Genomic DNA, 18838 nt, shown 5'->3' with positions numbered 1-18838 from the left:
GCTTTTCAAAATAAAAAATTAACGGGGGGAAAAAAATGAAAAAGACTAAAACATTATGGTCACTTTTACTAATGCTCGTCATGGCACTGTTCCTAGCAGCATGTAATAATGATTCATCGACAACGGACAAAGATGCAGAAAAGGATAAGGAAACACCAGTAGCTACAACAACAGATGCTAAAGCAGGTGGCGTTGCAACATTCGGTACAGACCAAGCGCCAGAGGGCGTATTTGACCCTGCCTTTGCAGGAAGTATTGTGGATGCATATATTCAAAACTTCTTAATGGATGGCGTTTATGATGTAAATGATGAGTTAGAATATATACCAAACCTTGCAAAATGGGATATTAGTGAAGATAAATTAACGTATACATTCAACTTTGAAAAAGGTGTGAAATGGCATAATGGTGAGGAATTAACAGGTGAAGACTGGGTATTTGCATTAGAAACTTTAGCAGATCCTGATTATGATGGTCCTCGTTTTAATTATGTTGAAGGTGTAAAAGGGGCAGAAGATAAAAAAGCAGGTAAAGCAGATAAAATTTCAGGTATTGAAGTTGTTGACCCTTACACAATTAAAGTTACATTTAAAGAAGTGAAAATTAATAATCTAGAAAGTATTTGGCAATACCCAATGCCGAAGAAACATTATGAAGGCATTGCAGTAAAAGATTTAAGTGAATCGAAGCAAGTGCGTGAAACGCCTGTAGGCAATGGACCGTTTAAGGTGAAAAAAGTTGTTGACGGCGAATATTCTGAATTAGAGCGTTTTGATGATTACTGGAAAGGGAAACCAGCGCTTGATGGTGTTATTGTAAAAGTAATTGACCCATCATTAGCTGCGGGTGCGTTCCAAAACGGAGAAATCGACATCATGGATATTAGACCACAATCTGTGAAAGAGCTTTCAGCATTAAGCAATGTACGTATCGAAGAAACGACTGGTGTAGGCTATTCTTATATCGGACTTCGTTTTGGTCATCGTGATAAAGCTACACTTAAAAATGTAGCAGATTTTGATAAATTCAATTCAAAAGAATTACGTCAGGCACTATTATATGCTCTTAACCGTCCAGCAATGATCGATGCTTTCTTAGAAGGAAAAGCTGAAGTTGCGAATACAGTTATTCCAGTTACTTTCTGGACTGCTGCAGATGCTTCAGATTTAAATGCATATGACTTTAATGTAGATAAAGCGAAAGAACTGTTAAAAACAGCAGGCTATGTTGATAAAGATGGCGATGGATTTGTTGAAGATCCACAAGGCCAACCATTTAAAATTTCATTTGGACACTATGCAGGACCAGCGGCATTTGAAGGTCGTTCACAAGCAATCATCCAATCTTGGAATGATATTGGTGTAAAAACTGAACTTGCAACAGGTAGTTTAGTAGAGTTTAACTTGTACAATGAGATGAAAGATAATGATGACGCTGCATTAGAGGCATTCTTCGGATCTTGGAGTATGGGTTCTGATCCAGATCCATCTGGCCTATGGGCAAATGATGCAGAATGGAACTACGGTCGTTATGTAGATGAAGATAACGACAAATTATTAAAAGAAGCGTTAAGCGAAGCTGCATTTGATAAAGACTACCGTAAAAAAGTTTATGTTGATTGGCAAAAATACTTCAACGAAGAATTACCAGCACTTCCTTTATGGGAAAACCTAGATCTATATGGTATTAACAACCGACTACAAGGTGTTCATATTAACGCTGTTGGTTTCCAAACAGACGTTTATAAATGGCATATTGTCGAGTAAGTTAATGCCTAAAAAAGGCTGAGAAACCTACTACTATCGGGCTCTTATAGGAGCCTGATAGTAGTAAATTATAATTGATAAGGGGACGTCACATGCTTCAATACACACTTCGAAGATTACTCGGCATGATTCCATTGTTACTCCTTATTTCGTTAGTTGTGTTCTTCTTAGCAAAAATGATGCCAGGAGATCCATTTGCGGGAGAAATTGATCCATCAAATACAAACCCACAATACATCGAGGAAATGAGAGAGAAGTTAGGCTATAATGATCCAATTATCGTGCAATATGGAAGATGGATGTCTAATTTTGTACAAGGGGATTTTGGCAAATCAACGGTTTATAAAAAACCTGCAGTAGAAGTAATTGCACAACGAATTCCGAATACATTATTTTTAGCAGTAACATCTTTAATTTTGACGTACATTTTTGCTTTTTTCATGGGCATGTATGCAGGGAGAAAACCATATACATTAGGCGATAATTTAATAGCTTCGTACAATTATTTGGCTTTAGCGATTCCATCATTTGTCGCTGGTATTGTAGCCATTTATGTGTTCTCTTTCCAACTAGGGTGGTTCCCATTCAATGGCTCAGTTGGCGTAGGGCTTCAAGAAGGAACGTTTGCTTACTACCTAAGTAGGGTTCATCATGTGTTATTGCCTTCACTTGTATTAGGATTAATGGGAACGGCTTCCTATACGCAATTTTTACGAAACGATATTATTGAAAACAGCAGAAAAGATTTCGTCCGTACAGCGAGAGCAAAAGGAACAAAGGAATCAAAAATTTACAACAAGCATATTTTAAGAAATTCGATTATTCCGATTATTACTTTTCTTGGTTTTGACATCGCTACATTAATTAGTGGTGCAGTAATAACAGAAACCATCTTTACTTATCCCGGAATAGGCGCGCTGTTCTTAGATTCCGTTGGTAGAAGAGATTATGCGGTCATGATGTCGATAACTATGTTACTTTCGTTCTTAACACTTTTTGGGAATTTAGTAGCCGATTTATTGTATGGTATAGTAGATCCGCGAATTAGACTAGATTAGGGAGGGGAAATATGTGGAGATTATAACAAAACAAGAAGCGTCTGCATCAAAAACACTGAATAAAAGCCCCTCTCCATGGGTGATAGCGAGAAGAAAGTTCGTTAAAAATAAATTAGCTATGATAAGCCTTATTTTTTTACTAATCGTTATTATTCTATCGTTTTTAGCGCCATATATTACGACAAAAGATATTGTGCGTGTAGACTTTATGAAAATTAGCCAACCACCTTCAAGTGAGAATTGGCTTGGAACTGATACAAATGGCCGTGATGTATTTACACGAATGCTTTATGCTGGTAAATCTTCTTTAACGGTTGGTATAGGATGTATGTTTTTCATTGTTTTAATTGGGACAACTATAGGATCAATTTCAGGTTATTTTGGTGGCAAGATCGATCAAATTTTAATGCGTTTCACTGACTTTGTACTAATGTTCCCATTATTAGTATTTGTTATCGTGCTAAATACGATTCTAGTTGGTAAAGTTTCGGGCTTATGGACGTTAATCATTGTCATTTCCGTATTAAGCTGGGGTAGTGTTGCCCGCGTTGTACGAAGTCGAATTCTTGCAGAAAAAGAAAATGAGTACATTTTAGCTGCACAGTCAATCGGCTGTAAATCATCGAAAATCATTATGAAACATTTATTACCGAACGTCGCTTCTACGATCATTGTACAAGCTACATTATTAATGGCGGTAACAATTGTAATAGAGTCGGCGTTAAGCTTCTTAAACTTCGGTGTGCCAGCAGATACGCCAAGTTGGGGAAACATGCTTGCAGAGGCTAGAAACTCAGATGTGCTAAGAGATAAAATATGGATATGGATTCCACCAGCAACAGCAATTACATTAGTAATTTTATCGATTAATTTTATCGGTGAAGGACTAAAAGATGCGATGAATCCAAAATCAAGAAGATAATGTTGCTAAATAAATGGCACCTATCAAAGTAAACTTTACTTTGATAGGTGCCATTTGCTATTGATGAGGAGCGAGCGTGGGGGGATTCCACCTAAGGGAGTGATTCCGCGGAGCAAGGGTGAGATTCCGCGGAGCAAGGGTGAGATTCCGCGGAGCAAGGAGATAATTCCGCGGAACGAGGAGATAATTCCGCGGAGCAAGGGTGAGATTCCGCGGAACAAGGAGAGAATTCCGCGAAGCGAGGGAGTAATTCCGCGGAGCGAGGAGATAATTCCGCGGATCAAGGGTATGATTCCACGGAGCAAGGGAGTGATTCCGCGGAGCAAGGGAGTGATTCCGCGGAGCAAGGGTATGATTCCGCGAAGCAAGGAGATAATTCCGCGGAGCAAGGGTTTAATTCCGCGGAGCAAGGGTGTAATTCCGCGAAGCGAGGGAGATAATTCCGCGAAGCAAAGGTGAGATTCCGCGGAGCAAGGGTGTAATTCCGCGGAGCAAAGGTGAGATTCCGCGAAGCGAGGGAGTAATTCCGCGGAGCAAGGGTATGATTCCGCGGAGCAAGGAGATAATTCCGCGAAGCAAGGGAGTAATTCCGCGGAGCAAGGGAGTAATTCCGCGGAGCGAGGGAGTAATTCCGCGGAGCGAGGGAGTGATTCCGCGGAGCGAGGGTGAGATTCCGCGGAACAAGGAGAGAATTCCGCGGAGCAAAGGTGAGATTCCGCGAAGCGAGGGAGTAATTCCGCGGAGCGAGGGAGTGATTCCGCGGAGCAAGGAGATAATTCCGCGGAGCAAGGGAGTGATTCCGCGGAGCAAGGGAGTAATTCCGCGGAGTGAGGGAGTGATTCCGCGGAGCAAGGGGTTGATTCCGCGGAGCAAGGGGTTGATTCCGCGGAGCGAGGGAGTGATTCCGCGGAGCAAGGGTGAGATTCCGCGAAGCAAGGGAGTAATTCCGCGGAACGAGGAGATAATTCCGCGGAGCAAGGGTATGATTCCACGGAGCGAGGAGATAATTCCGCGGAGCAAGGACCTAATCCTCCTCTTCCATCAATATGTAGAAAGGAATATCAAAATTGTACATGGATGCTGGATATGAAGCGTAGAAACTAACTATTTTTATGTAAAAGGTTGCTAAATTAAAATTCAATTATTGTGTGGAAAATAAAAAAAAATTATAAATTTATTGGAAAAAATAAAATTTTATTAATGTAATAAGGAATTAATAAAACAAAGCACTTAAAAACAAAATGCACTTGAATAAAAGCATTCGAATAAAATTTATTTATTAGCTTATTTTTTTAGTAATTATTGAAAAAATTGATTTGTAAAGTTGCATGCTCCACTAATTTATTATTCTAAAATATTTCATGACCATTTACTTATTTATTTTATTTATATAACAAATTATAAAAATCAATAGATGGAAAATGAGATTCATCTAGATAATTAGTAGGTGATATTACTTGTTTTTATGATAATAATTTGAAAAAAACGCTTGATTTTGCATATAAATACTAGATAGAATAGCATTATAATTAATTATCAGATAATTCTATCTATATAAAGACAGGTTGAATTACTGTGATTAACAAGATAAATGTGCTTGTCTATAGCAAAAATAATAGAATAGGGAGGTGTTAATTCAGGGTAATTATAATTTTAAAATAAAGATAAATGTATTTGTCAGAAAACTGAATGTTGGAGGGAGATTGTTTGTGTACAAATGACTTATTAACAATTAACAATTTAACAACGAGTTTTCGTATTAAAGACACATATTATGCAGCAATAGAAGATGTCTCGCTTTCACTAAGAAAAAATGAGATTTTAGCTATAGTTGGAGAGTCAGGCTGTGGGAAGAGTACGTTAGCCACAACAATTGTTGGCTTACATAATAATCGGAATACAAAAGTGACTGGAGAAATACTTTATAATCATCAAAATTTAGCAAAGTTAAGTGAAGAACAATTCAACCAATTAAGAGGCAATGATATTGGCTTTATATTTCAAGATCCTCTCTCAGCATTAAATCCGTTAATGCGCATTCATGAACAAATTGCCGAAGGCCTCATTTACCACACGACACTCACAAAACAGCAACGAGAAGAGCGTGTCTTAGAATTGCTTGAGCAAGTAGGGATTGCTCATCCTAAACGAGTTGCGAGACAATTCCCACATCAATTATCAGGTGGTATGCGCCAACGTGTCATGATTGCGATTGCGCTATCAAGCAAACCTGCCATCATTATTGCAGATGAACCAACAACAGCATTAGATGTAACAATTCAAGCACAGATTTTAGACCTTTTAAAGTCGCTTCAGGATGAGACACAAGCGGGCATTATTTTAATTACCCATGACTTAGGTGTTGTTGCAGAAATTGCAGACCGTGTAGCCGTTATGTATGCAGGACAAGTTATTGAAGAGGCTCCTGTTCAAGAACTGTTTAATAATGCCAAACATCCATATACACGTTCCTTATTAAATTCAATTCCGCAAACACATGAGGAAAACGAGCGGCTAGAGGTAATACGAGGTATGGTACCTTCGCTCATGAATTTGCCACGTGAAGGTTGTCGTTTTTCAGCACGGATACCGTGGATTGATGTATCAGCACATGAAAGTGACCCGCAATTACATGAAATAGCACCTGGGCATTTTGTTCGCTGCACCTGCTGGAAACACTTTTGCTTTGAAAGGGAACTAGGGGGTGGACAGTATGACATTTATGCTAATTAAAAATTTAAATGTCCATTATTCAATACGAGGTGGCTTTTTTAATACAGTAATTGATAAAGTGTACGCGGTTGATGGCGTTTCGATGGCGTTTGAAAAAGGAAAAACATATGGTTTAGTCGGTGAATCGGGTTCTGGTAAATCAACAACAGGTAAAGCAATCATTGGCCTCGAAAAGGTAACGTCTGGCCAAATCATTTATGAAGGGCACGATGTTACTAATAAACGACGTAAGCGTAATTCTGCGTATAACAGAGATATTCAAATGATTTTTCAAGACGCACACTCGAGTATGAACCCAAGAAAGCGAGTACTGGATATTCTAGCAGAGCCAATGCGCAATTTTTTGAAGCTCAGTGATCAGGAGGAACGCAAGCGTATTAAAGCGTTACTTGCCATTGTTGGTATGTCAGAGGACGTCTTGTTAAAGTATCCCCATGAATTTTCTGGAGGACAAAAGCAACGTCTTGGTATCGCGCGGGCAGTTGCTTGTAATCCAAAATTAATTATTGCGGATGAGCCTGTATCCTCACTTGATTTATCGGTTCAAGCACAAGTATTAAATTTTATGAAAGATATTCAGCAAGAATATGGGCTGAGTTACTTATTTATATCTCATGACCTCGGGGTCGTAAAACATATGTGTGATTACATTGCAATCATGTACAAGGGGCGCTTTGTTGAAACGGGTACCCGTCAGGATATATACAAAAATCCACAGCATATTTACACAAATCGCCTATTGTCAGCTATCCCACATATTGAGCCTGAAACGAGGATGGCGCGTAAAGCAGCTCGGCAAAAAGTCGAAGAGAAATATCGCAAAGATCATCATCACTATTATGATGAGAAAGGTAAAGTATACCCTTTAAAATCCATTTCAGAGACCCATAAAGTAGCGATGTCTGAAATTGAGCAAGGAGGGTTATAAAATGTGGAAAACTGTTATTAGACGCATTATTGTAATGATTCCCCAAATGTTTATATTGAGTTTAATTATTTTTATATTGGCAAAGCAAATGCCAGGTGACCCTTTTACAGGGTTAATTACACCAGAGACAGATCCTTCAAGGATTGAGGAGCTACGAATACAAGCAGGCTTCTATGATCCTTGGTATGTTCAATATTATCGCTGGATTACAAATGCCTTTCAAGGTGATTTTGGACAAAGCTATACATATAAAATTGCGGTGTCCACTCTTATTGGTGAGCGTGCACTCAATACATTTTGGCTTTCATTACTTAGTGTTATTCTTGTCTACTTGCTCGCCATACCATTGGGAATACTTGCAGGACGGAAGCAAGATACTTTTTTAGATAAATCGATTATCCTATACAGTTTTATTAGCTTCGCAATTCCCACTTTTGTATTATCTCTCGTTTTTTTATTCTTTTTTGGTTATCGCCTTATGTGGTTTCCAACAAGTGGCACCGTTGATGTTGGACTTGAACCAGGAACGTTGGCCTATTTTTGGAATAGATTTTATCACTTGCTATTACCTAGTATGACGGCAGCTATTTTAGGTACTACAGGGATTATCCAATATTTACGCTCGGAAATTATTGATGCTAAAACACAAGATTATGTAAAAACAGCTCGAAGTAAAGGTATTCCAATACGTAGAATATATGCGAGACATATTTTCCGCAATTCAGTACTTCCAATTGCAGCGTTTTTAGGGTTTTCAATAACAGGATTATTAGGTGGCTCGATTTTCATTGAAACGATTTACGGCTACCCTGGCATGGGTGAATTGTTTATTAGTTCGATTACGAGTCGCGACTATAGTGTCATTACTGCTCTTATCATGCTGTATGGGTTCTTAGCATTATTAGGTAGTCTGTTGTCGGACATTATTATGAGCATTGTTGATCCGCGTATCCGTATAGACTAACTACTAAACATAATGTTGAAGAAGAGGTGAATTGAGATGACACAACAAAACAATGAAACAGTAATGATGGAAAGCTCTCCACCGACGGGTATGCAAGTCGTTTTACGAGAGTTTAAGAAAGATAAAGTAGCGATGTTTTCCTTTATTGGGGTCACGATTATCATGTTATCTATTTTTATTGCAGCGTGGATGTTCGATCAAGAAGAAGTGCTGAAAATCAATCTCATTGAGCGCTATACAGAACCTGGGGTTAATAGCTACATACTTGGAGCGGATGAAGCAGGGCGTGATGTGCTCGGACAGCTAATTATTGGGGCAAAAAATTCGCTTCTGATTGCTATATGGGTGACGGTGATTGCCAATATTATTGGCATAGCTATGGGAATTATTATGGGATATTACAGCGGCATTGTAGATAATGTAATGATGCGAATAATTGATTTTATTATTACATTACCAACATTTATGATTTTTATTGTCCTTGTTTCTATCATCCCTGAATATGGCGTTCTTGAGCTCGTTATTATTATTAGTGCATTTCAATGGATAGGAATAGCACGGTTAATTCGAAGTAAAGCATTATCAGAAGGACGACGGGATTATGTGAGTGCATCCAAAACAATGGGGACAAGTGATATCGCGATTATGTTTAAAGAGGTATTACCGAATTTAAGTTCGATTTTAATTGTAGAGTTCACATTAAGTCTTGCGGGCAATATTGGGATTGAAACCGGGTTATCATTTTTAGGATTTGGGCTACCCCCTTCGACTCCAAGTTTAGGTACTTTAGTAAGCTATGCTAGAAATCCACTCGTCCTAGCTGACAAATGGTGGGTTTGGTTACCTGCATCATTATTAATTTTAATATTGATGCTCGGTATTAATTATATAGGACAAGCACTTCGTCGCGCCGCTGACGCTAAACAAAGATTAGGATAACAGAGGAGGCTATAACAATGAGGAAAAAGTGGTTGATGACTATCGTTACGTTGGCAATCTTATTGCTACTAGCTGCCTGCAATCGCAACGATAAAAAGCAAGCAATCGAAGGTGAAGGCAGTAACGATAAGCCAGCACAAACGGAAGATAACAAAGTAGATACAAGTATTCTCCCATCTGAAGTAACAAACGAAGGGGATACTATTCAAGGGGGCACATTACATGTAGGGCTTGTGACAGATTCGCCATTCAAAGGAGTTTTCTCCTGGGAGCTTTATGCAGATGTCTATGACGCAGAAATTATGGGCTACGCAACAAATAATTTATTTATAGTAGACGAAGATTTTTTAATAACTGATAAAGGCATCGCCAAGTTAGACGTCGATGCAGACAATAAAAAAGTAATTATTACGATTCAAGGGGATGTGAAGTGGTCGGATGGAATGCCATTAACCGCGGAGGATATAATCTATCCTTATGAAATAATCGCTCATCCCGATTATGAAGGTGTACGCTACGATGATGACTTCAAAAATATTGTAGGGGCAGAAGAATACCATGATGGCAAAGCAGAAACGATTGCTGGTATTAAAAAAATAGATGATAAAACAATTGAAATTACATTTAAGAAATTATCACCTGCAATTTATTCAGGTGGTGATGGTTTATGGAGCTATGCAGCAGCGAAACATCAACTTGCATCCATTGCCGTAAAAGATTTAATCTCATCTGATGCCGTTCGCAAAAATCCAATTACACTTGGGCCATTTAAATTTGACAATATAGTCAATGGTGAGTCCGTACAGTTTATAGCGAATGAACATTACTATAAAGGCAAACCAAAAATTGATAAAGTGGTTGTGCAAGTTGTACCAGCAACTTCCGTTGGGGAAGCATTGAAAACAGGGAAATTTGATATAACATCAGAATTCAGAGCCAATCAATATGATAGTATAAAAAATTTATCGAATATTTCGATAGTAGGGCGTCCTGAATTATCATACAGCTATCTCGGCTTTAAGTTAGGGAAATATGACAAAGAAAAAGGCGAAAATATTTATGATGAAAAGGCAAAAATGAATGATATTGATTTGCGTAAAGCGATTGCCTATGCAATGGATATTGAAACGGTAACAGATAAATTTTATCAAGGGTTACGTGTGCGTGCCAATTCCCTCATCCCACCAGCTTTTAAATCCTACTACGATGAAACGCTAGAGGGATATCACTACAATCCTGAAAAAGCAAAAGAAATACTAGATGCAGCAGGCTATAAAGATACAGATGGTGATGGTATTCGTGAAGATAAAAACGGCAATAAGTTTGCTATTCGTTTAGCGGCGATAGCGGGCTCTGATACGGATGAAGCGATCGTTGAGTACTATCGTCAAAATTGGAAAGATGTTGGTTTAGATGTGCAATTGACGACAGGGCGTCTTCTTGAATTCAACAACTTCTACGATAAAGTTGAAGCAGATGATCCAGAAATTGATATGTATATGGGGGCTTGGGGAACTGGAACAAACCCATCGCCAGCAGGGTTATATAGTAAAGGCGCAGCATTTAACTTCAGTCGCTATGTTTCGGAAGAGCTGACAAAACTATTAAACAATATTGATTCTGAGGAAGCGCTGGATGCAGAATATCGTGCACAGGCTTTCCGTGCATGGCAAGAATATATGCATGATAAGGCAACGATTATACCAATGTATTTCCGTACTGAAATTATTCCTGTCAATAAACGTATAAAAAATTACACTATTAAATATGGAAATGTAACAGAGCTACAAGATGTTGAATTTATAGCAGATACAGCAATTAAATAAGACCAATGTTTATGATGTAACTAATGAAAGAGAAGTGAGATTCACTGGGAGAAATAGGGAGGCGATATCGATGAGAAAAGCGTGGTCAATACTATCCGTAATGTTAGCGTTCCTGTTGCTATTAGTTGCCTGCAATCGCACCGAAAAGGAGCAGGCAAAAGAGTCTGAAGGCAGTAATGAAAAACCAGCACAAACAGAGGAGAACAAAATAGATACAAGTTTACTACCGACTGAAGTAATAAATGAGGGGGAAGCCATTCAAGGAGGAACATTACATGTTGGGCTTGTTGCAGATTCACCATTTAAAGGCATTTTTCTTGCTGAGCTTTATACCGATGCCACAGATAGTTCCATTATGGGCTATGCTTCAAATAGTCTTTTTGAGGTCGATGGCGACTTTTTAATAACAGATGAGGGAATCGCAAAATTAGATGTTGATACGAACAATAACAAAGTGACAATTACCATTCAAGAGGATGTGAAATGGTCGGATGGCACACCATTAACGGCAGAGGATTTAATCTATCCGTATGAAATTATTGGTCATCCCGATTATGAAGGTGTGCGTTATGATGATGACTTTAAAAACATTATAGGCGCAGAAGAATACCATGATGGCAAAGCAGATACGATATCAGGCATTAACAAGATTGACGATAAATCGATTGAAATTTCGTTAAAGAAAATATCACCTGCTACTTATTCGCTAGGGGATGGCTTATGGGGCTATGCAGCACCGAAGCATCAGCTCGAATCGATTGCTGTAAAAGATTTAATTTCTTCTGATGCTGTAAGAAAAAATCCAATTACACTCGGTCCATTTAAATATGACAATATCGTTAATGGCGAATCTGTGCAGTTGGTGGCTAATGAAAATTACTATAAAGGTAAACCAAAAGTTGATAAGGTAGTTATTCAAGTTGTTTCAACTTCTACTATTGCTGAGGCATTGAAAGCAGGACAATTTGACATCGCTTCATTCCCTGCTACTCAATATGATACTATAAAAAATTTATCGAATATTTCGATTTTGGGACGTCCTGACTTATCATACAGCTATCTAGGCTTTAAGTTAGGGAAATATGACCAAGAAAAAGGCGAGAATATTTATGATGAAAAGGCAAAAATGAATAATGTCCAGTTGCGGCAAGCAATTGCCTATGCGATGGATATTGAAACGGTATCAGATAGATTTTATCAAGGGTTACGTGTGCGTGCGAATTCCTTAATCCCACCCGCTTTTAAAACTTACTATGATGGAACGCTTGAGGGGTATCAATATGATCCTGACAAAGCGAAAGAATTACTGGATGAAGCAGGCTTTAAAGATGTAGATGGTGATGGTCTTCGTGAAGATAAAGATGGCAATAAGTTTACTATTCGTTTAGCAGCGATAGCAGGCTCTGATACGGCTGAAGCAATTGTTGAGTATTATCGTCAAAATTGGAAAGATGTTGGCTTAGATGTACAACTAACGACAGGTCGTTTAATCGAAGCTAATAGCTTCTACGATAAAGTACAAGCAGATGACCCAGAAATTGATATGTATCTTGCAGGTTGGGGTACAGGAACGAACCCATCACCAGCAGGATTATACAGTAAAGGAGCAGCATTTAACTTTAGTCGCTACGTATCGGATGATTTAACGAAGCTGTTAAATGATATTGATTCACAAGAGGCGTTAGATCCAACATATCGTGCACGGGCTTTCCGTAAATGGCAAGAATATATGGCAGACAAAGCAATGGTTGTCCCAACGTTATTCAGCACATCAACGATAGCAATTAATAAACGCATAAAAAGCTATAATATTGATCGGGAAACGGGTACAGAGATACAAGATCTAGAACTTATAGCTGATGCACCGATAAAATAAGTGTATAATGGTAAATATAGTATTTATTGCAATTTTAAGAAATAGAATAAACGGATAATAGAATCATCAAAAAAAGATCCATCCATTGCATAATTTCAATGGATGGATCATATATTATTTAGTGGCAACCCATGTTTTCACAAGGTCAGCAGTACCATAAACATAATGTTGTTCGCCAACTTCATGGTATGTTGCGCTTTCGTCAACTTCTGTATGTGTGTAAGGAATACGTTGACGACGCTTTTCTGACATTGGGTCTGGAAGCGGAATTGCTGATAATAATGATTTTGTATAAGGATGAACAGGATTATTATAAATATCATCGGCTTTACCAATTTCCATAATTTTACCACGGTACATAACAGCGATACGATCACTGATGTATTTAACCATTGAAAGGTCATGGGCAATGAAAAGGTATGTTAAGCCGCGTTCTTTTTGTAGTTGTTTTAATAAGTTAACAACTTGCGCTTGAATCGATACATCAAGTGCAGAGATTGGTTCATCGGCAATGATGAACTTTGGATCTAAGCTAAGGGCACGAGCGATACCGATACGTTGACGTTGACCACCTGAGAATTCATGTGCGTAACGATTGGCGTGCTCTTTGTTTAAACCTACCGCTTCAAGCAATTGGTTAATTTTTTCACGACGTTCTTTCTTATCCTTATATAAACCATGAATATCGAAAGCTTCTGCAATGATTTCCCCAGCTGTCATACGAGGGTTTAACGATGCATATGGATCTTGGAAAATCATTTGCATTTGACGATTAAAAGTCTTTAAATCACTTTTTGATTTTTTACCATGGACGTTTTGACCATCGAAAATAATTTCGCCACCTGTAATATCATATAGGCGAATGATTGAGCGACCAGTCGTCGATTTACCACAGCCTGATTCTCCAACAAGCCCAAGTGTTTCACCTTCATAAACATCAAAGCTAATACCATCAACAGCTTTAATAGGGTTGCTTGGTGAACCAAAGTGTTGCTTTAAGTTTTTAATTTCAAGAATTTTTTTTGCACCTGTTTTAGTCATTAAATTCTGCCTCCTTCGCTAAAAAGCCCTCAATACGTTTAGCAACCGCATCTGGAAGTGGAATTTTTGGCGCATCAGGATGTAACAACCAAGTTTTTGCAAAGTGAGTGTCGCTTACTTGGAACATTGGTGGCTCTTGCTCATAGTCAATCGCCATTGCAAATTCATTACGAGCAGCAAATGCATCTCCTTTTGGAGGGTTCGTAAGATCTGGTGGTGAACCAGGAATCGTGCGCAATAGCTCGTCCTCATTACTATCTAAATCAGGCATAGAACCAAGTAATCCCCATGTATAAGGATGTTTTGGATTATAGAATATATCATTTACTGTACCATACTCGACGATTTGACCAGCATACATAACGGCTACGCGGTCTGCCACGTTCGCTACAACGCCTAAGTCATGCGTAATGAAAATGATAGAAGTTTTAGAACTTTTTTGGATTTCTTTCATTAATTCTAAAATTTGCGCTTGGATTGTTACGTCCAATGCTGTTGTTGGCTCATCGGCAATTAACAGCTTAGGATCAGCAGCAAGTGCGATAGCGATAACAACACGTTGACGCATCCCGCCTGAAAATTCATGTGGATATTGATTGTAACGTTTTTCAGGGAATGGAATACCCACTTGCGTTAATAGTTCAATTGCACGTTTTTTAGCTACGTCTTTTGAAACTTTCTTATGTTGTAAAATTACTTCAGTTATTTGACGTCCGACCTTCATCGTTGGATTCAAACTTGTCATCGGATCTTGGAAGATCATAGCAATTTCATTTCCGCGAATTTTCGACATTTCTTTATCACTAAGTGGAATTAAATCACGGCCGTTAAATAAAATTTGTCCTGACTCATAAATACCAGGTGGCTGTGGAATTAATTTCATTAGGGCGTTACTCGTAACACTCTTACCAGAACCAGACTCACCAACGATCGCTAGTGTTTCACCTTCTTTTAAATCAAAGTTTACACCACGAACAGCATGGACAAGCCCTGCATATGTTTTAAAGTTAATTTTTAAATCTTTTACTTCTAAAATTGTTTTACTCATTTCGGCCACCTCCTATTTACGTAGTTTTGGATCTAGTGCATCACGTAAGCCATCACCAACAGCGTTAAATGCAAAGATTGTTAGCGAAATAAATACTGCTGGGAAAATCAAACGCCAAGGAGCATTTGCAATCGCTTTATTTCCGTCAGATGCCATTGTACCCCATGAAGCGTGCGGAGCAGGAACACCAAGTCCAAGGTAACTTAAGAAAGACTCTGTGAAAATAGCAGATGGAATTGTTAGTGTCATAGTAACTAAAATAGCACCAAGAGCATTTGGGATTAAATGTTTTAAGATTAAATGCATTGTGTTTGCACCTAACGTACGAGCAGCAAGTACATATTCTTGATTTTTAATAGATAATACTTCACCACGAACGATACGAGCCATGTTAATCCATCCTGTAATCGAAAGGGCAATAATCATAGGGAATAAACCTGGTTGTAAAACTACTAATAATACGATTACAACTAAAAGGTAAGGTACAGCTGTTAATACGTCGGCAATACGCATCATAATATTATCAACGCGGCCACCAGCTAAACCTGAAATACTTCCCCAAAGAACACCGATAATTAAGTCAATAATCGCTGCAGTAATCCCGATAAATAAGGAAATACGAGCACCTGCCCAAATACGAACGAAAATATCACGGCCTAAATCATCTGTCCCAAACCAGAAATCTGCAGATGGTGGGGAATTAAACACACCAAGTTGATCGCTATATTTATATTGTGAAAGCATTGGTGCAAAAATCGCCATCAGAATAATTATTATCAAAGTAATTAAACCAAAAATCGCCATTTTATTATGTGAGAAGCGAATAAATACTTCCTTCCAGAAGGAAACCGATTTATCAGCTAATTTATCAGTCGCTTCATGATTTCCACCGACAATTTTAAACATATCTTTGTTAATCGGTTGTTGCGTCATTACTTTTTCGCTCCCTTCAACTTAATTCGCGGATCAATAAAGCTATATAGAATATCGACAATTAATACCGCAAATAAAAGGATGATTGAATAGAACACTGTCGTTCCCATAATAACTGTGTAATCACGGTTTGTAATAGATTGTACAAAGTGTTTACCTAGACCAGGGATTGCGAATATATTTTCAACGATGAAACTACCTGTTACAACGCCAGCTGTTAATGGACCAAGGTAAGTGATAACTGGCATTAGGGCGTTACGTAAAGTGTGACGGAAAACGACTGTCCATTTCCCAATTCCTTTAGCACGTGCCATTTTTACATAATCACTGCTGTTTTGTTCAAGCATACTTGAACGAGTTAGTTTAGCAATATAGCCCATATGTGAGAGTGCGATAGCAAAGGCAGGTAAGATACTATAACCAAAGCCCTTCCATCCGCTAACAGGGAACCAGCCTAATTTATAGGCTAAGAAATACTGCATTAAGCCTGCCAAAATAAATGATGGTACTGAAATACCGAGCACCGCAAAGGACGTTGCCAAATAATCCGGCCACTTATTGTGATAAAGCGCTGAAACTACGCCTATTAATACACCGAATCCGACCGCCAATAGCATAGCTTCAATCCCAAGTGTTAACGAAACTGGGAAGCTCTCATTAATCATATCATTTGTAGAACGCGCTTTATACTTCATAGACTCACCGAAATTAAAAGAGGCCGTATCGATTAAATAATCTTTATATTGAATATACCAAGGGTTATTTAATCCATACGTTTCGTTTAACTTTTCCTCAATTTGAGGAGGGAAATTACGTTCACTTGCAAAAGGACTACCTGGAGCAAGACGCATTAAGAAAAACGTAGCCGTTACGATGACGAAAAGCGCGAGAAGTATATACATCAGCCTTTTCAAAATATATTTAATCACATAAAACTCCTCCTTCTATTTGTCAATTTTCTGACAAATAAATGCCTTCGTATTTTAAAAAGAGCTGACTCGCGCCGAAGTGGCCACGAGGCAGCTCTTCGCTGTAGAGCTTAAAAAATATTATTTAGATTATTTAGCGTCTAAATCAACGTTTTTAAGTTGGATGTTACCGATTCTGTCTGGTGCCATGTTTTTAACGTATTTTTGTTCTACTGAAAGGTTAGTGTAGTAGTAGATTGGAGCAACTGGGAATTCTGAAACTGCGATAGCTTCAGCTTCTTTTAATTGCTCTAGACGTTTAGCTGTATCTACTTCTGCAATTGATTGTTTTAACAATTCTTTGTATTTCGGATTTTCCCAACCAGTATCGTTGTTACCGTTTTTAGCAGTATCATACATTTCTAAGAATGTGTAAGGATCGTTGTAGTCTGCAATCCAGCCCATACGACCAACTTGATAGTCAAGAACGTTAAGTTTCTCTAAGTAAACTTGCCATTCAGAGTTATCAAGACTTACAGTAATACCAAGATTTTTTGCCCAGCCTTCTTGGATGAATTGAGCAATAGAAGCGTGTGCTTCACTTGTATTGAATGAAACATTTATTTTAATATCTTTTGGATCTTTAATACCAAGTTCTTTCATACCAGCTTCAAGTGCTGCTTTAGCACCTTCGATATCGTTATCTTTGTAGTAACCGCGGTCATCTTCAAAACCACTGATTGCAGATGGAACCATACCTAATGCAGGTTTTTGTTCACCTTTAGTAACGTTGTCAATTAAACCTTGACGGTCGATTGCTAATGTTAACGCTTTACGGATGTTAGCGTTTCCAGTGATTTCATCTGTTGTATTGAATTTGTACCAGTAGATCGCTGCATAGTCAGAAATTTTTAAAGTACCATCAGCTTTGAATCCATCAATAGCATCAAGTGCTACTGTTTGATATGGAGAACCTAGGTAATCGATTTCACCGTTTTTGAACATTGTTACAGCTGTTGCTTCGTTTTCAACCATACCGATGTTTACTGTGTTAAGAGCTACATTTGCAGCATCCCAGTAACCGTCGTTTTTCTTAAGAACGATAGAATCACTATGTTTCCAAGTGTCTAATGTGAATGGTCCGTTAGTTACGAAGTTTTCGCCTGCTTCAGCGTACCAATCATCTTTACCGTCAACAACTTTTTGGTTGATTGGAAGGTAAGTTTTGAATGCAGTTAACTCTAAGAAATAAGCAGTTGGGTTTGTTAAAGTAACAACTAAAGTTTTTTCATCTTCAGCTTTAACACCTACTTCATCAACTGTACCTTGTGCATTGTTGTATGCTTCAGCACCTTTGATTGGGTAGAATACAGAAGCGTATTCAGATAAGTTGTCTGGATTTAAAGCCCATTTCCAAGCATATTCGAAGTCGCCAGCTACTACTGGATCTCCGTTTGTCCATTTTGCATCACGTAAGTGGAACGTGTAAGTTAAACCATCTTCACTTACATCCCATTTCTCAGCCATAGCTGCTTGTGGTTGTCCATCAGCGTCTAAACGAGTTAGACCTTCAAATACGTTAATTAAGATTGCGCTAGATGTAGAATCTGTTGCAAGTTGTGGATGTAAAGATGGTGGTTCAGAAGGTATAACTAAGTTCAGCTCTTTTGAAGAAGCTGTTTCTGATGAACCAGAATCTTTTTTATCGTCTTTTGCTTTATCAGACGAATCTCCACCGAAGCCACATGCAGCAAGTACTAGTGAAAATACTGCAAGGACTGTTAGTAATAAAAACTTTTTGTTCTTATTCATGTGAATCCCCCTTATACAATTTTTAAGCCTTTTGTGAAGCTCCTATTTAATATACCAAAAAAGTCATTGTGCACAAAATAAAAA

At 38.3% G+C, this 18838-nt stretch carries 14 protein-coding genes; 9 read left to right on the top strand and 5 right to left on the bottom strand.

All coding sequences use genetic code 11. The features are described 5' to 3' along the window. Positions 1-35 precede the first annotated feature (35 nt). The 9 genes from opp4A to ACIP9C_RS07715 all read left to right on the top strand — a co-directional run bounded on the left by opp4A (position 36) and on the right by ACIP9C_RS07715 (position 13012). Entirely contained in the window at positions 36-1766 is a 1731-nt protein-coding gene (opp4A, locus tag ACIP9C_RS07755) for an oligopeptide ABC transporter substrate-binding protein (RefSeq protein ID WP_401009532.1), read from the top strand. Positions 1767-1858: 92 nt separating this feature from the next. Then, entirely contained in the window at positions 1859-2824 is a 966-nt protein-coding gene (opp4B, locus tag ACIP9C_RS07750; RefSeq protein WP_401009531.1) for an oligopeptide ABC transporter permease, read from the top strand. A gap of 13 nt (positions 2825-2837) precedes the next feature. Then, the gene (gene opp4C / locus ACIP9C_RS07745; RefSeq protein ID WP_401009530.1) at positions 2838-3746 is read left to right on the top strand and encodes an oligopeptide ABC transporter permease; all 909 of its coding nucleotides are present in this window, start codon (positions 2838-2840) and stop codon (positions 3744-3746) included. Between the two features lie 1707 nt (positions 3747-5453). Then, entirely contained in the window at positions 5454-6479 is a 1026-nt protein-coding gene (locus ACIP9C_RS07740) for an ABC transporter ATP-binding protein (RefSeq protein WP_401009529.1), read from the top strand. After that, positions 6460-7407 carry an ATP-binding cassette domain-containing protein gene (locus ACIP9C_RS07735; RefSeq protein ID WP_401009528.1) on the top strand — a complete coding sequence of 316 codons (948 nt, stop codon included), beginning with the start codon at positions 6460-6462 and terminating at the stop codon, positions 7405-7407. The genes ACIP9C_RS07740 and ACIP9C_RS07735 overlap by 20 nt, the downstream gene beginning before the upstream one ends. A 1-nt stretch (position 7408) precedes the next feature. Then, positions 7409-8371: an oligopeptide ABC transporter permease gene (opp4B, locus tag ACIP9C_RS07730; RefSeq protein WP_401009527.1), complete on the top strand. Its 963-nt coding sequence runs from the start codon at positions 7409-7411 to the stop codon at positions 8369-8371. 36 nt (positions 8372-8407) lie between these two features. Further along, positions 8408-9310 (top strand): ABC transporter permease, encoded by a 903-nt coding sequence (locus ACIP9C_RS07725; RefSeq protein WP_401009526.1) that lies wholly within the window; start codon positions 8408-8410, stop codon positions 9308-9310. Positions 9311-9327: 17 nt separating this feature from the next. Further along, entirely contained in the window at positions 9328-11136 is a 1809-nt protein-coding gene (locus tag ACIP9C_RS07720) for an oligopeptide ABC transporter substrate-binding protein (RefSeq protein WP_401009525.1), read from the top strand. Positions 11137-11206: 70 nt separating this feature from the next. After that, the gene (locus ACIP9C_RS07715) at positions 11207-13012 is read left to right on the top strand and encodes an oligopeptide ABC transporter substrate-binding protein (RefSeq protein WP_401009524.1); all 1806 of its coding nucleotides are present in this window, start codon (positions 11207-11209) and stop codon (positions 13010-13012) included. Between the two features lie 114 nt (positions 13013-13126). On the opposite strand, the gene ACIP9C_RS07710 is transcribed toward ACIP9C_RS07715, so the two are convergent. The 5 genes from ACIP9C_RS07710 to ACIP9C_RS07690 form a co-directional block, all read right to left on the bottom strand. Further along, positions 13127-14053: an ABC transporter ATP-binding protein gene (locus ACIP9C_RS07710; RefSeq protein ID WP_401009523.1), complete on the bottom strand. Its 927-nt coding sequence runs from the start codon at positions 14051-14053 to the stop codon at positions 13127-13129. Beyond that, positions 14046-15101: an ABC transporter ATP-binding protein gene (locus ACIP9C_RS07705; protein WP_401009522.1), complete on the bottom strand. Its 1056-nt coding sequence runs from the start codon at positions 15099-15101 to the stop codon at positions 14046-14048. The genes ACIP9C_RS07710 and ACIP9C_RS07705 overlap by 8 nt, the downstream gene beginning before the upstream one ends. A gap of 12 nt (positions 15102-15113) precedes the next feature. Beyond that, positions 15114-16034, bottom strand: coding sequence for an ABC transporter permease (locus tag ACIP9C_RS07700; RefSeq protein WP_401009521.1), 921 nt, complete (start codon positions 16032-16034; stop codon positions 15114-15116). Further along, positions 16034-16963 (bottom strand): ABC transporter permease, encoded by a 930-nt coding sequence (locus tag ACIP9C_RS07695; protein WP_401009520.1) that lies wholly within the window; start codon positions 16961-16963, stop codon positions 16034-16036. Before ACIP9C_RS07695 ends, ACIP9C_RS07700 begins: the two co-directional genes overlap by 1 nt. Before the next feature lie 129 nt (positions 16964-17092). Beyond that, the gene (locus ACIP9C_RS07690; protein WP_401009519.1) at positions 17093-18754 is read right to left on the bottom strand and encodes a peptide ABC transporter substrate-binding protein; all 1662 of its coding nucleotides are present in this window, start codon (positions 18752-18754) and stop codon (positions 17093-17095) included. Positions 18755-18838: the final 84 nt, after the last annotated feature.

Source organism: Lysinibacillus sp. NPDC093210 (assembly GCF_044753985.1).
Classification (GTDB): Bacteria; Bacillota; Bacilli; order Bacillales_A; family Planococcaceae; genus Lysinibacillus.
This window is presented reverse-complemented; position numbering and strand designations above follow the sequence as displayed.